Consider the following 14,154-nt stretch of genomic DNA (forward strand, 5'->3'; position numbering starts at 1 on the left):
CCCTGATTGTTTACAATAAAATATCGTGCCAGTTTATATGTACAACACCGTAATACGTGTTATACTTGGGCTCAGAAAGGGTGATTTATATGTTAGAAGTTAAAACTGTTACACGTGGCAACTCACTGGCCTTAAGTCTTCCTAAAAATGCGGGTTTTAAAAAAGGACAACGCTGGATTATGATTCCATCTGCCGATGGTCAATCATTCACTATTGTTCCCAGGATGAAGAACCCATATCTTTCTGATGATCGTGGTGAAGAGATGACTGAAGAGTGGCCTGACTTCGACTTTGGCGAGGTGGATAATGACCTACATTCCTAAGCAAAAGGATATTGTTTGGATTGATTCCGACCCTCAGCGCGGTCGTGAAATCAAAAAAAGGCGTCCGGCACTCGTATTGAGTAGCGACATTTACAATAAACGCACTCACTTCGTTATCGTGTCGCCAATCACGTCCACAATTCGCAATATCCCTGGATATTTCACACTGCAAGGCTATGAAACACACGGTCAAGTTGCCGCAGCGCAGATTTATTCCCTCGATGCCTCCGCTAAAGCCCAACGCGCCATCGAATTCATTGAAACCATGCGGGATGAAGATTTTTACCGAGTCGCTCAAATCGTTTACTTCAACTTTGATTTTCCATTCTAAAAACACATCAGGTTAACCCATGAATGTTTGCAAAAAAATGCAAGCATTCTTTTTTCGTCAAAAAAAGACGCCGCACCGCGACGTCCGAATAATAGCTACTTGCCACTTGGCTTGTGTGCCATGTAATCGCGCAAGCTGGCAACAATGTCAGCTTCAGCAGGCTCACGCATCGCCTTAATATTGTGGATGTGTTCAACCGAAACGTGGCTGTTTAGCGCCATTTCGGTGTCTGTCATGTTGTTGCGACGCTGAAATTCAATAATTTCGTGTGCGAATTCGCTAATCTGATTTTGTTCACTCACAGTAATGGCCTCCAAGTTTTCCTGTTGTCTCTAGTATACCGGAAAACGGCGACGGTGGCGCAAACTGTCCCCTCTGTTTTCAACAAAATTCGCCCGGCTGGAAAAACTTAACTTTTAGTCGGCCCAAAGTACGATGGTTTCTTCAAATTTGTCTGACATAATGAAACTACTCACTAAGGCAGTGCGCACTTTTTGCTCGCATTGCTAACAGACAAGGAGGTACCCCTTTGATTTTCACAATCCTCATCGCGGCCTGGCTGATTATCGCCATCGCGCGCGGCTGGCAGCGTGGCCTCGCGGCAACCATCATCGAGATGGTGAGTGGCTTCGTCATTTGGTTTGCGGCGTTCTTCCTCTACAACGACCTCGCCGGCGTCATGAGTGCCGCCCCAGATCTGGGCACGCGCCTCTTCGCCTTCTTCGTAATCATCATCATCGGCTACATCCTGCGCCACTTCCTGCTCAAACTAGCGGAAGTACTCAAGTGGATTCCCATCGTCAAGCAGGCCAACAGCATCGGCGGTGCGCTGATCAGCGGGGCGTTTAACTACCTGCTGATTTTTGCCACCCTCTCGCTGGCACTAATGATTGACACGCCGTGGGTGCAGCAGCAGTACACCGATTCCAAGACGGCGCAGTTCGTCGTTAACCAGACACCGCTAATCAACAGCAATTCAATTCAAAATTGGCTAACTCAAGATGATACCAATGCGGACAATACTACAACAGATTCTGCCAACACTACTGATGCCACGACAGATGCTAGTTCAACTACCAGCAGCAGTTCTTCCGACGTGAACGCCGCCAGTTCCAGCAGTGATGATACTAGCTCAAGCAGCAATGGCTTCTGGAGCTGGCTGCCCTGGAACAAGTAGGCAACTACTGAAACCAACTCGCCACCCTGCTATAATGAAAGTGGTAACAAAACTAAGTTAGAGGCGGACTGCGCGGGCGCAGTCGCGCTCGGAAGGGTAGACTCCTTGCGGATAAGACGAACCCAGTCAAAATCCTAAAATCGGGATTTTACCTGGTTCCGCCTTATCCACCGGAGCCTGACCACCCTTCCGAGCAGCCTACGAAAGGCGGGATTAACATGAGTGAATCTATTTTCTTCAACCAGGGCGATGCATTGGCTCGGGACTTCGACTACTCAGCAGCACGGCGCAGTGCGCAGATCTACAAGGCACGCAATGAAATTCAGGGCGGCCTCGTGGTCGCAAAGGACGACTCCGGCAAGTTTTCCGTCTTCTACGAAAGTGACGCGGCGCCGAGCGATGACGCAGCGGGTAAGGAGAAGTACACCGTCCTTGAACGTCTTTAAAACCCATCCAATCAGCACTAGACTCGTATTACTGCTTATCATCGTTGCCTGCGGTTTCGGCATTCACGCCCTGTTGCGGCGGAGTTTGACGAACCTGGGCATGCTGACTGCACTCGCCGTGATTATCGGTGCTAGTGCTGCAGTACTGGTGATGAGTTTCTGGCCACAAGCAAAGTAAAACGCCCATCCAAAACGGATGAGCGTTTTCTTTTACCCTAATAATGTCCGGCCAGCCTTCAACTCAACCGGCAATTCATACTGTGGTTCAACCTTAGCATCTGCATCTTCAACCTGCTTCAGCAAAATATCAATCATCAATTCACAAAGTGCGGAAATAGGTTGCATCACTGTTGCCAGATCTGGGAAGTAGTTACGAATGAGCTGACTGCCATCATAACCGACAACCCGCATATCCGTCGGCACGGAGATCCCCAGTTGCCGCGCAACCTCCAGCACCATCATGGCGGTTAAATCATCAGAAGCAAAAATGCCATCTGGTTTTTCGTGCTGGAGAACCTCCCGAATTTTGGCCCATTTGAGTTCAGTTTGCATGCTGAATGGTAGTTCCAACACGTGCTGCGCCAAACTGCCTTCCGCCATCACCTGCTGGTAACCAACCAGTCGCTGGTTGGTTGGACTGAGCGGCCGGTTGGCCCCCGTCAACATCCAAACGTTCTGGGCACCAGTGCGCAGCAAGCCGCGCGTGGCAATCTGCCCGCCCATAAGGTTGTCCGAACTTACAATCGGAATGCCAGCGGCGATGTGGCGGTCGAAGGAGACGATTGGCGCTTCAATGCGCTCGTACTCCTCAATCGTCATGTTGTGCGTTCCGGTGATGATGCCGTCAACCTGGTTAGCCAGCAGCATGCGCACATATTCACGTTCCTTATCGGCATTATTGACCGAGTTACATAGGATCACCCGATAACCCTTGGCAAACAACATGTTTTCGAGGGTTTGCACAATTTCGCCGAAGAAGGGATTCGTCACGCCGGGGAAAATCAAGCCGACCAATTTAGTCTTTTTGCCCTGTAGGGAGCGGGCGCTCGTATTCGGCGCGTAGTTGAGTTCGCGCATTGCGGCAAAAACTTTTTGCTTCGTTTTTTCCGATAACGAACCATAATTGTTAATCACGCGGGAAACGGTCGTCACCGATACTCCCGCCAATGCTGCGACATCTGCTAGTTTCGCCATGTTGAGCTCCTTAGAAAATTCTGGCCATCTCCCGGCCGCTAACGCGAACCCGTGCTTGCCCTTGTTGTTGCACCCGCCAGTCAGTTGGTGTTGCTGGAAAGTAGCGTCCGGACAGCACGCCGCGGCCATCTGCTAGATACAGTTCAAAGCAAGACGCGTCGAGGTACAAATCCGCGCTCCGGCACCCCGCGGGTAATTGCAGGGACCGTTCGTGACCGAATTCATCGCTGCTGACGGCAGCCACGTTTGCGCGATCCACACTAATTGTCTGGTCAGTCACGTGGACGGTCAGTCCCTCATGATCATTACCAATAAACACGGATTCGTCCGTCCGCGCATCCCATTCAAGATGTAATACACTCGTGAGCTTAATTTTAGCACTTAAGTCTGCTATTGGGGCGCCAATCAGGGCATCCACCACGGGGAGCTGAATCAGCCGCTGATCACGAATGTGTAGTTCCCGCACGAGGCTGTAGCAACCCTGCCAATCTTCTGCATCACTCGCATAACTTGAATCGGGTAGTCCCAACCAGCTAATTAAACGCGCACCCTGTTCCGGTGAATTGGCCACCTGCGCCGCGTAGCAATCAAAACCCGCATCCAAGCTATGCAGCGGCCCCGGATTCACGAGCTTGTGTTTTGCCAAGTCGATACCGTCTGCCACCAAGTACATATTCGGGTAAATATTGGCGTAAGCCTGAATGTTCTGATCGAGTCCCTGCGGGCAGAAAATCAGGGCGACTTTACCATCAGCAAAAGCCAGGTTGGGACATTCAATCATGTAGCCTAAACTATCAAAGCCAAAATCCAGCGGGCCGTCAAACTGCCACGGTCCTTCCGGCGTCGGTGCTGAATAAACGAGAATGGTTCCGCGCAGGTCTGCACGCTGCGCTCCCAGAATCGCGTAGTAACGGCCGTCATGCGCCAGAATTTGGGGATCGCGAAAATGTGCGGTGTACCCTTCCGGTTGGCCGTCAATTAACGGTTGGCTTAATTCATGAATGCTGCCGTCAGTGGCCACCCACGCCCCGAGTTGTGAGCTAATGCGCCCGCCATCACTCGTGCGCACATTACCCGTGTACATCAGAAAACGATGACTGCCCACCGCGATGGCCGAACCAGAATAGACCCCTTGCGTTGAGTATGGCGCATGCGGCTGCAAGCCAAGACCATCATCCTGCCAGTGCTGCAAATCCGTTGAGCTCATCTCGTGCCAGGATTTCAGGCCGTGCACTGGACCATATGGAAAATTCTGATAGGACACGTGCCACCGCCCGTTCGCATAAACAAAGCCGTTGGGATCATTCATCAAACCGCTTTGCGGCTGAAGGTGATAATTGAGGTGCCACTTAGAAGTGCGTTGCTTGTTTTGCAGCTCAGCTAGTTCCTCTTGTGAATAAGATGCGTAAGGTGCATACCGTTCTTCAGTCGTCCATCGTTTCATAATTAATCTCCTTTTGGGTAACCGCTTAACACCCATAGTGTAGCATCTCAATCTGTTTTTGAAAAGCTAATTGATAAACGCTTGACAATTATTTAGTAAGCACTTACACTGGCGTTGTAGCAAAATGAAATTATTCATATTCATCGTGAACACAAGGAGGCAATCAGCATGAATCACAAAAAAGCCGCTCAGGATATTCTCCAAGAAGTCGGCCCGGATAACATCATTGCTGCCGCGCACTGCGCGACGCGTCTACGTCTGGTCATTAAGGACGAAAGTAAGATTGACCAGAAGGGGCTCGACAACGACCCCGCCGTTAAGGGGACTTTCCGCGTTAACGGTCAATACCAAATCATTATCGGACCCGGTGACGTGGACAAGGTGTACGCCCACCTCATCCAGGAGACTGGACTTAAGGAAGTCACACCTGACGACTTGAAGAAGGTCAGCGCTAACGGCGGCAAAACCAATCCCTTCATGGCGCTAATCAAGGTGCTCTCAGACATCTTCGTTCCCCTGATTCCAGCGCTGGTCGCGGGTGGCCTGCTCATGGCCCTCAACAACGTGCTGGTGTCGCAAGGCCTCTTCGGTGCGAAGTCGCTGGTGCAGATGTACCCCGGCATCAAGGGACTGGCGGACATGATTAACACCTTCGCCTCCGCGCCTTTTGCCTTCCTGCCAATTCTGCTGGGCTTCTCCGCAACCCGGCGCTTCGGGGGGAATGCCTACCTCGGCGCCACCATGGGCATGATTATGGTCATGCCTGCCCTAGTCAATGGCTACAATGTTTCCGCCGCGATGTCCGCGGGCACCATGACCTACTGGAACATTTTCGGCTGGCACATTGCCCAAGCTGGTTATCAGGGTCAGGTTCTTCCGGTCCTCGCCGTGGCCTTCATCTTGGCAGTCGTTGAAAAATGGCTCCACAAACGCATGCCGGCAACCCTGGACTTCATCTTCACCCCAATGATCACCATCATCTTCACCGCCTTCATCACCTTCGCCTTCGTTGGCCCTGTTCTGCGGGTTGTCGGCGACGGTCTGACCAACGGGATTGTTTACCTCTACAACGCTTCCGGTGCAGTTGGTTCCACCATCTTCGGTTTGGTCTACTCCCCAATCGTGATTACAGGTCTGCACCAGAGTTTTCCAGCCATCGAAACGCAACTGCTCGCCAACATTGCCAAAACCGGTGGTGACCTCTTCTTCCCAATTGCCTCCATGGCGAACGCCGCTCAGGGGGCCGCTACTTTGGCCGTCTTCTTCCTGACCAAGAACGCTAAGGAAAAGGGACTGGCAACCTCCTCAGGGATTTCCGCCCTGCTCGGAATTACGGAGCCAGCTATTTTCGGGGTTAACCTGAAGAAGCGTTACCCCTTCTTTGCCGGCATGATTGGTAGTGCCGTTGGCTGTCTCATCGTTGGCCTCTTCGGCATTCGCTCCTCCGCACTGGGCGCTGCCGGTATCATCGGTTTCATCTCCATTCCGGTCAAATTCTACCTGCCATTCTTCATCGCTATTGGCCTCAGCATCGTAGTCGCCTTCACGGGTACGCTGCTTTACGGCAAGCGCTTTGCCAAGAGTACTGACAGCGATGAAACCACGCCAGCAGTCGACGCGGACACCGTGCCTGCGAGCGCCGTGAACGATGGTGTCATTGCCGCCCCTGTTGCCGGCACACTTGCCAGCCTCAAGAGCGTCAACGACCAGGTTTTCTCCAGCGAAATGATGGGTAAAGGCGCTGCGATTATCCCAACCGACGGGAATGTCTACGCGCCGGTTAGCGGCAAAATCACCGTTGCCTACCCCACTATGCACGCTTACGGACTGCAGGCCGACGATGGCGCCGAAGTGCTCATTCACTTGGGCATTGATACCGTCAAGCTGAATGGCGAGCACTTCACAACCAGCGTCAAGCAAGGGGACACCGTGTCCGCCGGCACACTGCTGGGCACGATGGATCTGTCCGCCTTGCAAAAGGCCGGCTACGATACCACGGTCATGGTTGTCGTCACCAACACTGGCAGTTACGCGAGCGTCAACCGGATTGACACGCAAGACGTTACTAAAGGCGATGCCATCATCGCCCTCACCAAGCAAACTGCAACGGCACCAATCGCTGCAAACATCTAAGGAGGCACTTATGAAACTCGGTGCAATTGAAGCAGGTGGTACTAAATTCGTATGTGCCACCGGTGATGAGAAGCTCAATATCGACAAACGCATTGCGTTCCCTACGACCACACCGGAAGAAACGCTCGCGCGCACCATCGCGTTCTTCAAGGAGAATCCCGTTGATGCACTCGGCATTGGCTCGTTCGGTCCGATTGACCTCAGACCCGAATCTCCCACCTATGGTTACGTGACTTCCACGCCAAAACCAGGCTGGGCCAATACTGACTTCCTCGGGACACTGCGCAGTGCCCTCGCAATTCCGGCCGCTTGGACCACCGACGTGAACGAGGCGGCATTTGGTGAAATGACACTCGGCGTTTCACAAGCGGACGACACCAGCATTTATGTCACCATCGGTACCGGTATCGGTGCAGGAGTGGTCAACCGGCACGCACTCTATGTCGGCCGCACGCATCCGGAAGTCGGCCACTTCATTTTGCATCGTCAGCCAGATGACACCATGGTCAGCACCTGTCCGTACCACGAAAACTGTGCTGAAGGTCTTGCGGCCGGCCCCGCCGTCAATAAGCGCGCCGGCATGGCAGCTAAAGATGTCCCGGCAGACAACCCACTCTGGACAATTGAAGCAAACTACATCGCCCAGTTGTGCGTCGACCTCACGCTCGCTTTCGCACCTGACAAGATCATCCTGAACGGCGGTGTGATGCACCAAACCCAGCTTTTCAACCTAGTGCGGCGCGAGTTTTCAGAATTGCTTAATGACTACGTGAACACGCCACCGCTTACCGAGTACATTGTCCCTGCCGGTCTCGGCGAAGAGTCCGGGGTTATCGGCGGATTGGCACTGGCTAGAGAAACACGCCGAAGCAATTAACATCAACTTAACAGCATGTAAAAAGGGGCTGTTACAAAAGTCTTTAGCACACGAATATTACATCATGGTCGCGTGCCAAAAGGCAGCTCCCTAACATACAAACAGGCCCCAGCCAGAATCCTAAGTTCGGGATTCTGGCCGGGGCCTGCTTGTATATCGGGAGCTAACCGCCTTTTGGCACAGCCCCTTTTGCGTACATATTCTACTTGTTCAGTGGTTCCACGTTAATCAGCTGCTTGTTTGGCACCCGGATAATCGTGAAGTAATCTGCCCGCCGGCCGGCACGCATGCCCAGGCCGTTCAGGAAGTTATTCTTGTAGCGCGCACTGACAGTTGCGGCAAAAGCCTTGTCCGTCGTCTTGTCGAGTTCAAGCAGCTTCTTCTTGGACCATGGGTAAGCTGACGCACTCACTGGCAATGGGCTCGCATCAGACGCCACGTCGGCGTTCTGGCTGGTCACCTGCACCTTGGTGCCTTCGCTCCAGTAGGTGTAGTGGCGCAGCGGCGACTTGGCCGTCTGGCTCTGCACTGTCACGTAGTACTGCTGCTCCTCGTCAATCTGCATGACCAGCGGCGCGTAGCTGTGCTTCACAGTGACATCGTTGCCACTCGTGTAGTCCACAGGCCGCACCCAAGCCGCAAAGAACAAACCATACGCTGCGGCCAGGAACACCAGGACTTCCACGATGTCAATCGCAATCGTTTTGCCTGAGCGCTTCTTGCCGTGCACCACAATCATGCGTAGGTGCCGCGAGCGGATGTTGTTCACGATGAAAATCAGGTAGACAATCACTGCCAACCACGCCACAATGCCAATCAGGTTCCAAACGTTCATTTCTAGCTCCTTATAACGCCGTGATGACTTCTGGCTTTGAGCCAGACCGCATTCAGCCACGAATCTTTTTAATTACTATACCACCCATGGCCGACGCACGGTACCAAGCACTGCACTCTAAACAAAAGTTTTACGCTTGCGCGCTGGTTTCCTGGTTCACTGCGGCGTGACCGAGCAGGTTCAGGTAGTTCCACGGCCGGTCATAGCTCGGGTTGAATAACATGTCTACGTAAGCCAAGTCGTCAATCGTGTTCTGGTTCTGAATCATGACGGACAAAAGGTTAGCACACATCGACACGTCCATCTTGCTGTAGAACTGGGCGCCGAGGATCCGGCGGTTGCTGCTGTCGTATACCAAGGTCATCGCGATTTCAGCGTTGGTGGGCATGAATTCCGGTCGATAGTTGTCCACCAGGTGCACGGACTTCGCCGTTGGAATGTAGCCCTGCGCCTTCTCTAATGTCAACCCAGTCGTCGCCATCGTCTTGCCGAAAATGTTCAGGGCACTGGTCGATTGCGTCCCCATGTACTTCACGGAGCCGTACTTGACGATGTTGGCACCAGCAATTTTGCCCATGCGCACCGCGTTGGTAGCCAGTGGTGCGTAGACATCTTTGCCAAGCGGGTTGAAGTGGACCGCTGCCGAGTCGCCGGCCGCGAAAATATCGGGGTCGCTCGTCTGCATGTAGTCGTTGACCTTAATTGCCTGCTTGTCGGTCATGTCGACCATGCCGCGCAGCAGCTCGGTTGTCGGTGAGAAGCCCACGCAGCAAATGGCCATATCGGCGTGCAATTCGCCACGGGTCGTGCGGATGTAGACGCCGCCGTCATCTTCGGGCTCGAACTTGAGCACGCGCTCGTTGTCATGAACATCGACGCCACTGGCGAGGAGGTCATCATGAATTTTGGTGGCAATATCGGTATCGACGTAGTGGCCGAGCAGGTGCCGGCGGCCGCTGACCATGGAGGTCTTGAAGCCGCGGCGGCTCAGTGCTTCGGCAAGTTCGGTGCCGATGTAGCCCCCACCCACAATTGCAATTGTCTTGGCGTCGAAACTGGCTTCCTTGATGCTCATCGCGTCATCGTAAGTCTTGCACAGGTATACGCCCGGCGTGTTGATGCCCTTGATGGACGGCACAACGGGGTAAGACCCTGTGGTCATGATGATCTTGTCGTAGCTTTCGCTCATCATCTCGCCGGTCACTAGGTCCTGAACCTCAATCACCTTGAGGTCGGGGTGAATGGCCACGACGTCGGTGCGCATGTTGACGTGCACGTTGGGGCCGAGGTTCTCCAGGTCCTGCGCGGTCGCGTAGAAGACCTTGCTGAGCTGGTCAACAACGCCTTCAAGGTACAGATAAATCCCGCAAGGCAGGAATGAAATGTCGTTGCGGCGTTCGTAAACGAGCACCTCAGCCTGTGGATCTCTAGCCAAAATTTCTTGAACAGCGGCCGTCCCTGCGTGCGTACAGCCAATTACAATTGTTTTCATATTTGCAGTCCTCTATCAATCAGTGGCTGCGTCATCTAAGGTGCAGCCATCCCCCGTGTGCTTTGTTACTTTATTCTACCAGAAGTGAGCGGTTATTGCTTGAGTGGGGTTAGTTAGCAGCAGCAGTCACTGGTGGCGTTACCGCCACGGTCCAGGTGAGACTGGCGTTCTTCGCACCAGTCGTGACGTTCGGCACCTTACCCACGGTGAGCACCGGCGTTTTGCCGACAGAAGTGTCGGGGATGGTGCTCTCAGAGAAGAGTTGCTTCTCCGTGCCATCGTCCGTTAAGTCCACGTTGTTGCCGCCGAAGTCGAACTTCAAGTGGACCTTGCCACCATTATAGTCTGGTGCCAGGTCGTCGACTGGGTTGAGCGCGACCGTCATACGTACGTTGCTCGTGTTGCCATCCGTAGTCACCGCCAACTGGTTATCTTTACTGGTTGTCGCCGTACCTTCATCAGTGAAGCCGGTCATGAACTGGGTGATGCCGTAGCTGCCGAAGGTGAAGCTGGGAATGAGAATTGTCGTAGTTTTGTTCGATACTTCAGGTACAGGTAACGACATATTGGCACTACGAATCGTGGTGCCCCCACCAATCGTAATGGCGTCAAAGGAGTTTGTTAGACTAGAATCCGTCCCAACAGCTTCAACCTGCACGGTAGCATCGTCCTGAATATCACTTGTAATCGCAGGAATTGTCAATTTGGCTGTTTGATCATCAACAAGCTCTGCTTCATATGATTTACCAAAAACGGTGACAGGGACTTTGCCATCTGCATTTGTTACGAATTTGTAATTCGCATTCGTTTTTAGAACAGCATTCAAGTCACCACTAGCTGGCCATGGTGTATTACTACCAATACTGGAATAGCCGATTGTATACTTTTGAATCAGCTGATCGCCAACTTTAACTTTCGTATCAGACGTGATTGCACTAGAATCCGCCGTTTCACCAGTAGCACTGACAGATGCTGCCGTATCGCCTAACTTGTTAAATGCAACGACATGCGGTTCATTGCCACTGTAATCAGCACCAGCATAACCCCAATACAGTTTCGCAGTTGTCGAACCGAAAATAGCTTCCACTGCATACTTATTCCAAGCGATGCTTCTCTGAATTGTCTGCTTAACAACGCCAGATGCATCACGGATTTTAAGACTGTAATCAAGTGTGCCACCACCGTCACCATCAGGGGTCCAATTAACAGTTAGGATGTGCCAACCACCAGTATTCAGAGTACCATCAACCGGAGTGTAGTTCCCCCCTGTGATAAATTCCGAATCACCTGTGTCTCCCCAATTCAGCACATATTTTTTCGAGCTTCCACTTGCAATCCCCGTGTACATGGCTGGCAGACCGGGATATCCATATCCAACATACTGTTTCGAACTGCTACTGCCATAATCCACGTTTTTATCAAAGGTATCCGTGTCCGCGTGCGTATCCATCGTAATTACAAAACTATGCTGCATACCCGTAGAAGCACCACCAGGTATTGATCCCTGGTCCTGCGGATAACCCCAGACGCCATTGCTACCAGCGCCACCATAATTAGACGTAAAAGCACTACTTTCGGTTGTCAGGACAAAGCTCATTCCATCACCCGGCGTTACACTGCTGTCACCAAGATAAACCATTGCTGATTGCTCAAACTTTTTAGTTAAATCCAGTGGCTGATTTGCATAAAAAGATCCAAAACTGTTACTTCCGCTTGGCTTACCGTTCACTTGTACAGCTAATCCGTAGTTACTATCCTTGGTTGGAATAACATGAGCTCTATCAGTTTTAATTCCCATCATTGCAGAAATGGACACACTATCAGCGGCAAAAGGTGTATAACCGTCACTTCCATCATCATCCTTAGCCGGTTCAGGATACGGATTATTTCCATCAGTCCATGAATAACCAATGAGTGAACTCAAATCGTCAGCAGCATTGCTTTCTACACTGTGAACCGCTTGTACGGCAAAAAGCGCCGCCCCAAACACAAGTCCCAGGGTAACGCTCGCCTTTAACATTCGTTTCTTCAAATTAGTCATTTTCATCCTATCAGCACCGCCTTCTTGTCAAACGGTTCAATTACACTCCGCAACGGCCGCAGGGGTCGCCTTCGCGAGCAGCTTGTTTCCGTGTCCCCACGCGGTAAAACAGCAGGTTGCCCGCCTCATACTTCTAAGAACAGCGGTTATCCACTCGTTATTCCATCTTTAATTCAAGTTCAGGTTTTACACATGTACCCGCCGACGCCGGCTAATCTGCCAGCCCAGCGCCATGCTGCTGATCAGGAGTACGGCAACACCTGCAAGTTGTGCAGGTAGTGCGTCGTCTTCACCGGTCTGGGGCAGCTCGTGCATGTCAGCGTGTTCGTAGTATTCGTAGTTACGTGTGTACTTCTTCCCGTTCGTCCCCGGTAGCGAGTTGGCATAGTACACTTTCTTGCCATCGTTATTGCTACCCTCTGAATTCTTATCGGTGACGGTATTGCCGTCGGTATCCGGTAAGCTACCATGGCCGTCGCCCGCTGGTGGGGTGGTATTCCCCGTCGGCGTTTTCGGACCGTTGTCATTCGTAACAGTCAGTGTGGCGTTGGAGTTGGAATTATCCGCATACACAACGGTACGGACCGTTGCAAAACCCAGCAGCAGTGTCACCACAACTGATAAAGCAATTAACAACTTGCGCATCTAACTCACTACCTTTCCGAACGGTTCAGTTCGCTATTTCGTTTCTTCGTCGTCCTTCTTACGCCGCTTAAGCAGCAAAATGATAATCAGTGCCAGCAGTGCAATCAGCAGCAGAATCAGCAGGATGATGATCATCCATACCCACCATGGCATGCCGTTATCGACCTTCACGCCGGCCTTCTTGTTGATTCTATTGGCATCAGCCGCCAGAATCGTAAAGTTCTTCTTGAAGTGCCAGGTCCGCTTACCACTCTTAGCGGTCAGATCCAGCGTGTAGTCCCCTGGGTTCAAACCCTTATCCGGGAAAATTCCATAAGCAAAATGCGAAGTTGGCGCCATCGCGTAGTTGTACTGCTTCGTCTGGAACAAAGTCTTGCTGGAATTGCGCCAGCTGACCTTACCCACAATGTCCATTTGGCCAAAGAAAGTTGGGGTGTAGTTCTGGATGGTTGCCAGAACTGCAGGCTTGTTGTTCTGCATCCCGGGCTGAATGTTCATTAGCTTAAGATCGGGGCGTACGGACTGCTGAGCCAGCTTGGTCGTCTGCATCTGCACACCAACAACTAGAGCATAACGATTGTTAATGGTCATGCCTTTGTTGTTGGTTGCACGCTTAGTCCGGTCCGCAACGTAGACGCTCCCAAGTAGAACGCCCTTAAAGCCGTTCTTAGGCACGTTGACTTTCATTGTCACCTTACCGACCTTGCCAGCAGGTACCGTCACGTTGACGGGCTTGCTACCCAGTTTGCTGAGGTAGTACTTGGCGGATGGGTCAGTTTTGGTATTTGGATCGTAGCCAATGACACCAGAATCAGTCGTGTACGCACTCGTCAAACTCACGCGTAACTTCTTGTCCGCATTCGTCGTGTTCGTGATGTTCACACTCAGATTCTGCGTACTGCCTGGCTTAACCAGAACATCAAAGTAACTGGTCAAATCGTTAATCTGATTGGATTCAATCACTGGCGTCACGGTGTAACCGGCACCTGATGAGTTACTGCTACTTGCGGCGTACACTGCGTTAACGGAGCCAATGGCAATCCCCATTACCATTGCGAGCAGTGCTAACCAAAGACGGCGTGTCTTCATAGAATATTCCCTCTCATTTTCCCACTTGATACTACTATCATAATACTTTCGGGGTCCTAAATCAGAAAACGACCGATGGTTTACCCCACCGGCCGTTTTCCGTCGTCGTGCGTACCGGCGTGGAACA

Annotated in this window: 15 protein-coding genes; 7 read left to right on the forward strand and 8 right to left on the reverse strand. The window is 52.0% G+C overall.

The window, feature by feature from the left end; all coding sequences use genetic code 11:
• Positions 1-89 precede the first annotated feature (89 nt).
• Positions 90-323 (forward strand): type II toxin-antitoxin system PemI/MazE family antitoxin, encoded by a 234-nt coding sequence (gene mazE / locus EKM97_RS03275; protein WP_125570855.1) that lies wholly within the window; start codon positions 90-92, stop codon positions 321-323.
• Positions 307-654, forward strand: coding sequence for a type II toxin-antitoxin system PemK/MazF family toxin (locus tag EKM97_RS03280; RefSeq protein WP_125570856.1), 348 nt, complete (start codon positions 307-309; stop codon positions 652-654). Before mazE ends, EKM97_RS03280 begins: the two co-directional genes overlap by 17 nt.
• Positions 655-749: 95 nt before the next feature.
• Here the strand turns inward: EKM97_RS03280 and EKM97_RS03285 are convergent, their stop codons facing one another.
• Positions 750-956 carry an LBP_cg2779 family protein gene (locus tag EKM97_RS03285; protein WP_125570857.1) on the reverse strand — a complete coding sequence of 69 codons (207 nt, stop codon included), beginning with the start codon at positions 954-956 and terminating at the stop codon, positions 750-752.
• A gap of 227 nt (positions 957-1,183) precedes the next feature.
• Here EKM97_RS03285 and EKM97_RS03290 point away from each other — a divergent pair, with 227 nt between their 5' ends.
• The 3 genes from EKM97_RS03290 to EKM97_RS03300 all read left to right on the forward strand — a co-directional run bounded on the left by EKM97_RS03290 (position 1,184) and on the right by EKM97_RS03300 (position 2,455).
• Complete coding sequence (locus EKM97_RS03290) at positions 1,184-1,831, forward strand: CvpA family protein (RefSeq protein WP_164507419.1); 648 nt, start codon at positions 1,184-1,186, stop codon at positions 1,829-1,831.
• Positions 1,832-2,049: 218 nt separating this feature from the next.
• Positions 2,050-2,277 carry a hypothetical protein gene (locus EKM97_RS03295; RefSeq protein WP_125570859.1) on the forward strand — a complete coding sequence of 76 codons (228 nt, stop codon included), beginning with the start codon at positions 2,050-2,052 and terminating at the stop codon, positions 2,275-2,277.
• Positions 2,264-2,455 (forward strand): hypothetical protein, encoded by a 192-nt coding sequence (locus tag EKM97_RS03300; RefSeq protein WP_125570860.1) that lies wholly within the window; start codon positions 2,264-2,266, stop codon positions 2,453-2,455. The genes EKM97_RS03295 and EKM97_RS03300 overlap by 14 nt, the downstream gene beginning before the upstream one ends.
• A 32-nt stretch (positions 2,456-2,487) precedes the next feature.
• Here EKM97_RS03300 and EKM97_RS03305 read toward each other — a convergent pair whose 3' ends face one another.
• Positions 2,488-3,471 carry a LacI family DNA-binding transcriptional regulator gene (locus EKM97_RS03305; RefSeq protein WP_125570861.1) on the reverse strand — a complete coding sequence of 328 codons (984 nt, stop codon included), beginning with the start codon at positions 3,469-3,471 and terminating at the stop codon, positions 2,488-2,490.
• Positions 3,472-3,481: 10 nt separating this feature from the next.
• Positions 3,482-4,915 (reverse strand): sucrose-6-phosphate hydrolase, encoded by a 1,434-nt coding sequence (locus tag EKM97_RS03310; protein ID WP_164507420.1) that lies wholly within the window; start codon positions 4,913-4,915, stop codon positions 3,482-3,484.
• 168 nt (positions 4,916-5,083) lie between these two features.
• On the opposite strand from EKM97_RS03310, the gene EKM97_RS03315 reads away from it, so the two are divergent.
• Both EKM97_RS03315 and EKM97_RS03320 read left to right on the forward strand, forming a co-directional pair.
• Positions 5,084-7,048, forward strand: coding sequence for a sucrose-specific PTS transporter subunit IIBC (locus EKM97_RS03315; protein WP_125570863.1), 1,965 nt, complete (start codon positions 5,084-5,086; stop codon positions 7,046-7,048).
• Positions 7,049-7,058: 10 nt separating this feature from the next.
• On the forward strand, positions 7,059-7,925 hold the full coding sequence (locus tag EKM97_RS03320) for an ROK family protein (protein ID WP_125570864.1): 867 nt from the start codon (positions 7,059-7,061) through the stop codon (positions 7,923-7,925).
• A 202-nt stretch (positions 7,926-8,127) separates the two neighbouring features.
• On the opposite strand, the gene EKM97_RS03325 is transcribed toward EKM97_RS03320, so the two are convergent.
• The 5 genes from EKM97_RS03325 to EKM97_RS03345 all read right to left on the reverse strand — a co-directional run bounded on the left by EKM97_RS03325 (position 8,128) and on the right by EKM97_RS03345 (position 14,027).
• Positions 8,128-8,760, reverse strand: a complete 633-nt coding sequence (locus EKM97_RS03325; RefSeq protein ID WP_125570865.1) for an LVIS_2131 family protein — start codon at positions 8,758-8,760, stop codon at positions 8,128-8,130.
• 130 nt (positions 8,761-8,890) lie between these two features.
• Positions 8,891-10,252: an FAD-dependent oxidoreductase gene (locus EKM97_RS03330; RefSeq protein ID WP_125570866.1), complete on the reverse strand. Its 1,362-nt coding sequence runs from the start codon at positions 10,250-10,252 to the stop codon at positions 8,891-8,893.
• 109 nt (positions 10,253-10,361) lie between these two features.
• Positions 10,362-12,299, reverse strand: coding sequence for an L-type lectin family protein (locus EKM97_RS03335; protein ID WP_125570867.1), 1,938 nt, complete (start codon positions 12,297-12,299; stop codon positions 10,362-10,364).
• Between the two features lie 180 nt (positions 12,300-12,479).
• The gene (locus tag EKM97_RS03340; RefSeq protein WP_125570868.1) at positions 12,480-12,938 is read right to left on the reverse strand and encodes an LPXTG cell wall anchor domain-containing protein; all 459 of its coding nucleotides are present in this window, start codon (positions 12,936-12,938) and stop codon (positions 12,480-12,482) included.
• 33 nt (positions 12,939-12,971) lie between these two features.
• The gene (locus tag EKM97_RS03345; RefSeq protein ID WP_125570869.1) at positions 12,972-14,027 is read right to left on the reverse strand and encodes a DUF916 and DUF3324 domain-containing protein; all 1,056 of its coding nucleotides are present in this window, start codon (positions 14,025-14,027) and stop codon (positions 12,972-12,974) included.
• Positions 14,028-14,154 lie beyond the last annotated feature (127 nt).

It is taken from the genome of Lacticaseibacillus songhuajiangensis, assembly GCF_003946025.1.
In the GTDB taxonomy this organism is placed as follows: Bacteria; Bacillota; Bacilli; order Lactobacillales; family Lactobacillaceae; genus Lacticaseibacillus; species Lacticaseibacillus songhuajiangensis.

Coding starts and splice junctions, on each gene's coding strand:
- mazE (WP_125570855.1), top strand. CDS start 90: ATGTTAGAAGTTAAAACTGTTACACGTGGCAACTCACTGGCCTTAAGT.
- EKM97_RS03280 (WP_125570856.1), top strand. CDS start 307: ATGACCTACATTCCTAAGCAAAAGGATATTGTTTGGATTGATTCCGAC.
- EKM97_RS03295 (WP_125570859.1), top strand. CDS start 2,050: ATGAGTGAATCTATTTTCTTCAACCAGGGCGATGCATTGGCTCGGGAC.
- EKM97_RS03305 (WP_125570861.1), bottom strand. CDS start 3,471: ATGGCGAAACTAGCAGATGTCGCAGCATTGGCGGGAGTATCGGTGACG.
- EKM97_RS03310 (WP_164507420.1), bottom strand. CDS start 4,915: ATGAAACGATGGACGACTGAAGAACGGTATGCACCTTACGCATCTTAT.
- EKM97_RS03315 (WP_125570863.1), top strand. CDS start 5,084: ATGAATCACAAAAAAGCCGCTCAGGATATTCTCCAAGAAGTCGGCCCG.
- EKM97_RS03320 (WP_125570864.1), top strand. CDS start 7,059: ATGAAACTCGGTGCAATTGAAGCAGGTGGTACTAAATTCGTATGTGCC.
- EKM97_RS03325 (WP_125570865.1), bottom strand. CDS start 8,760: ATGAACGTTTGGAACCTGATTGGCATTGTGGCGTGGTTGGCAGTGATT.
- EKM97_RS03330 (WP_125570866.1), bottom strand. CDS start 10,252: ATGAAAACAATTGTAATTGGCTGTACGCACGCAGGGACGGCCGCTGTT.
- EKM97_RS03335 (WP_125570867.1), bottom strand. CDS start 12,299: ATGAAAATGACTAATTTGAAGAAACGAATGTTAAAGGCGAGCGTTACC.
- EKM97_RS03340 (WP_125570868.1), bottom strand. CDS start 12,938: ATGCGCAAGTTGTTAATTGCTTTATCAGTTGTGGTGACACTGCTGCTG.
- EKM97_RS03345 (WP_125570869.1), bottom strand. CDS start 14,027: ATGAAGACACGCCGTCTTTGGTTAGCACTGCTCGCAATGGTAATGGGG.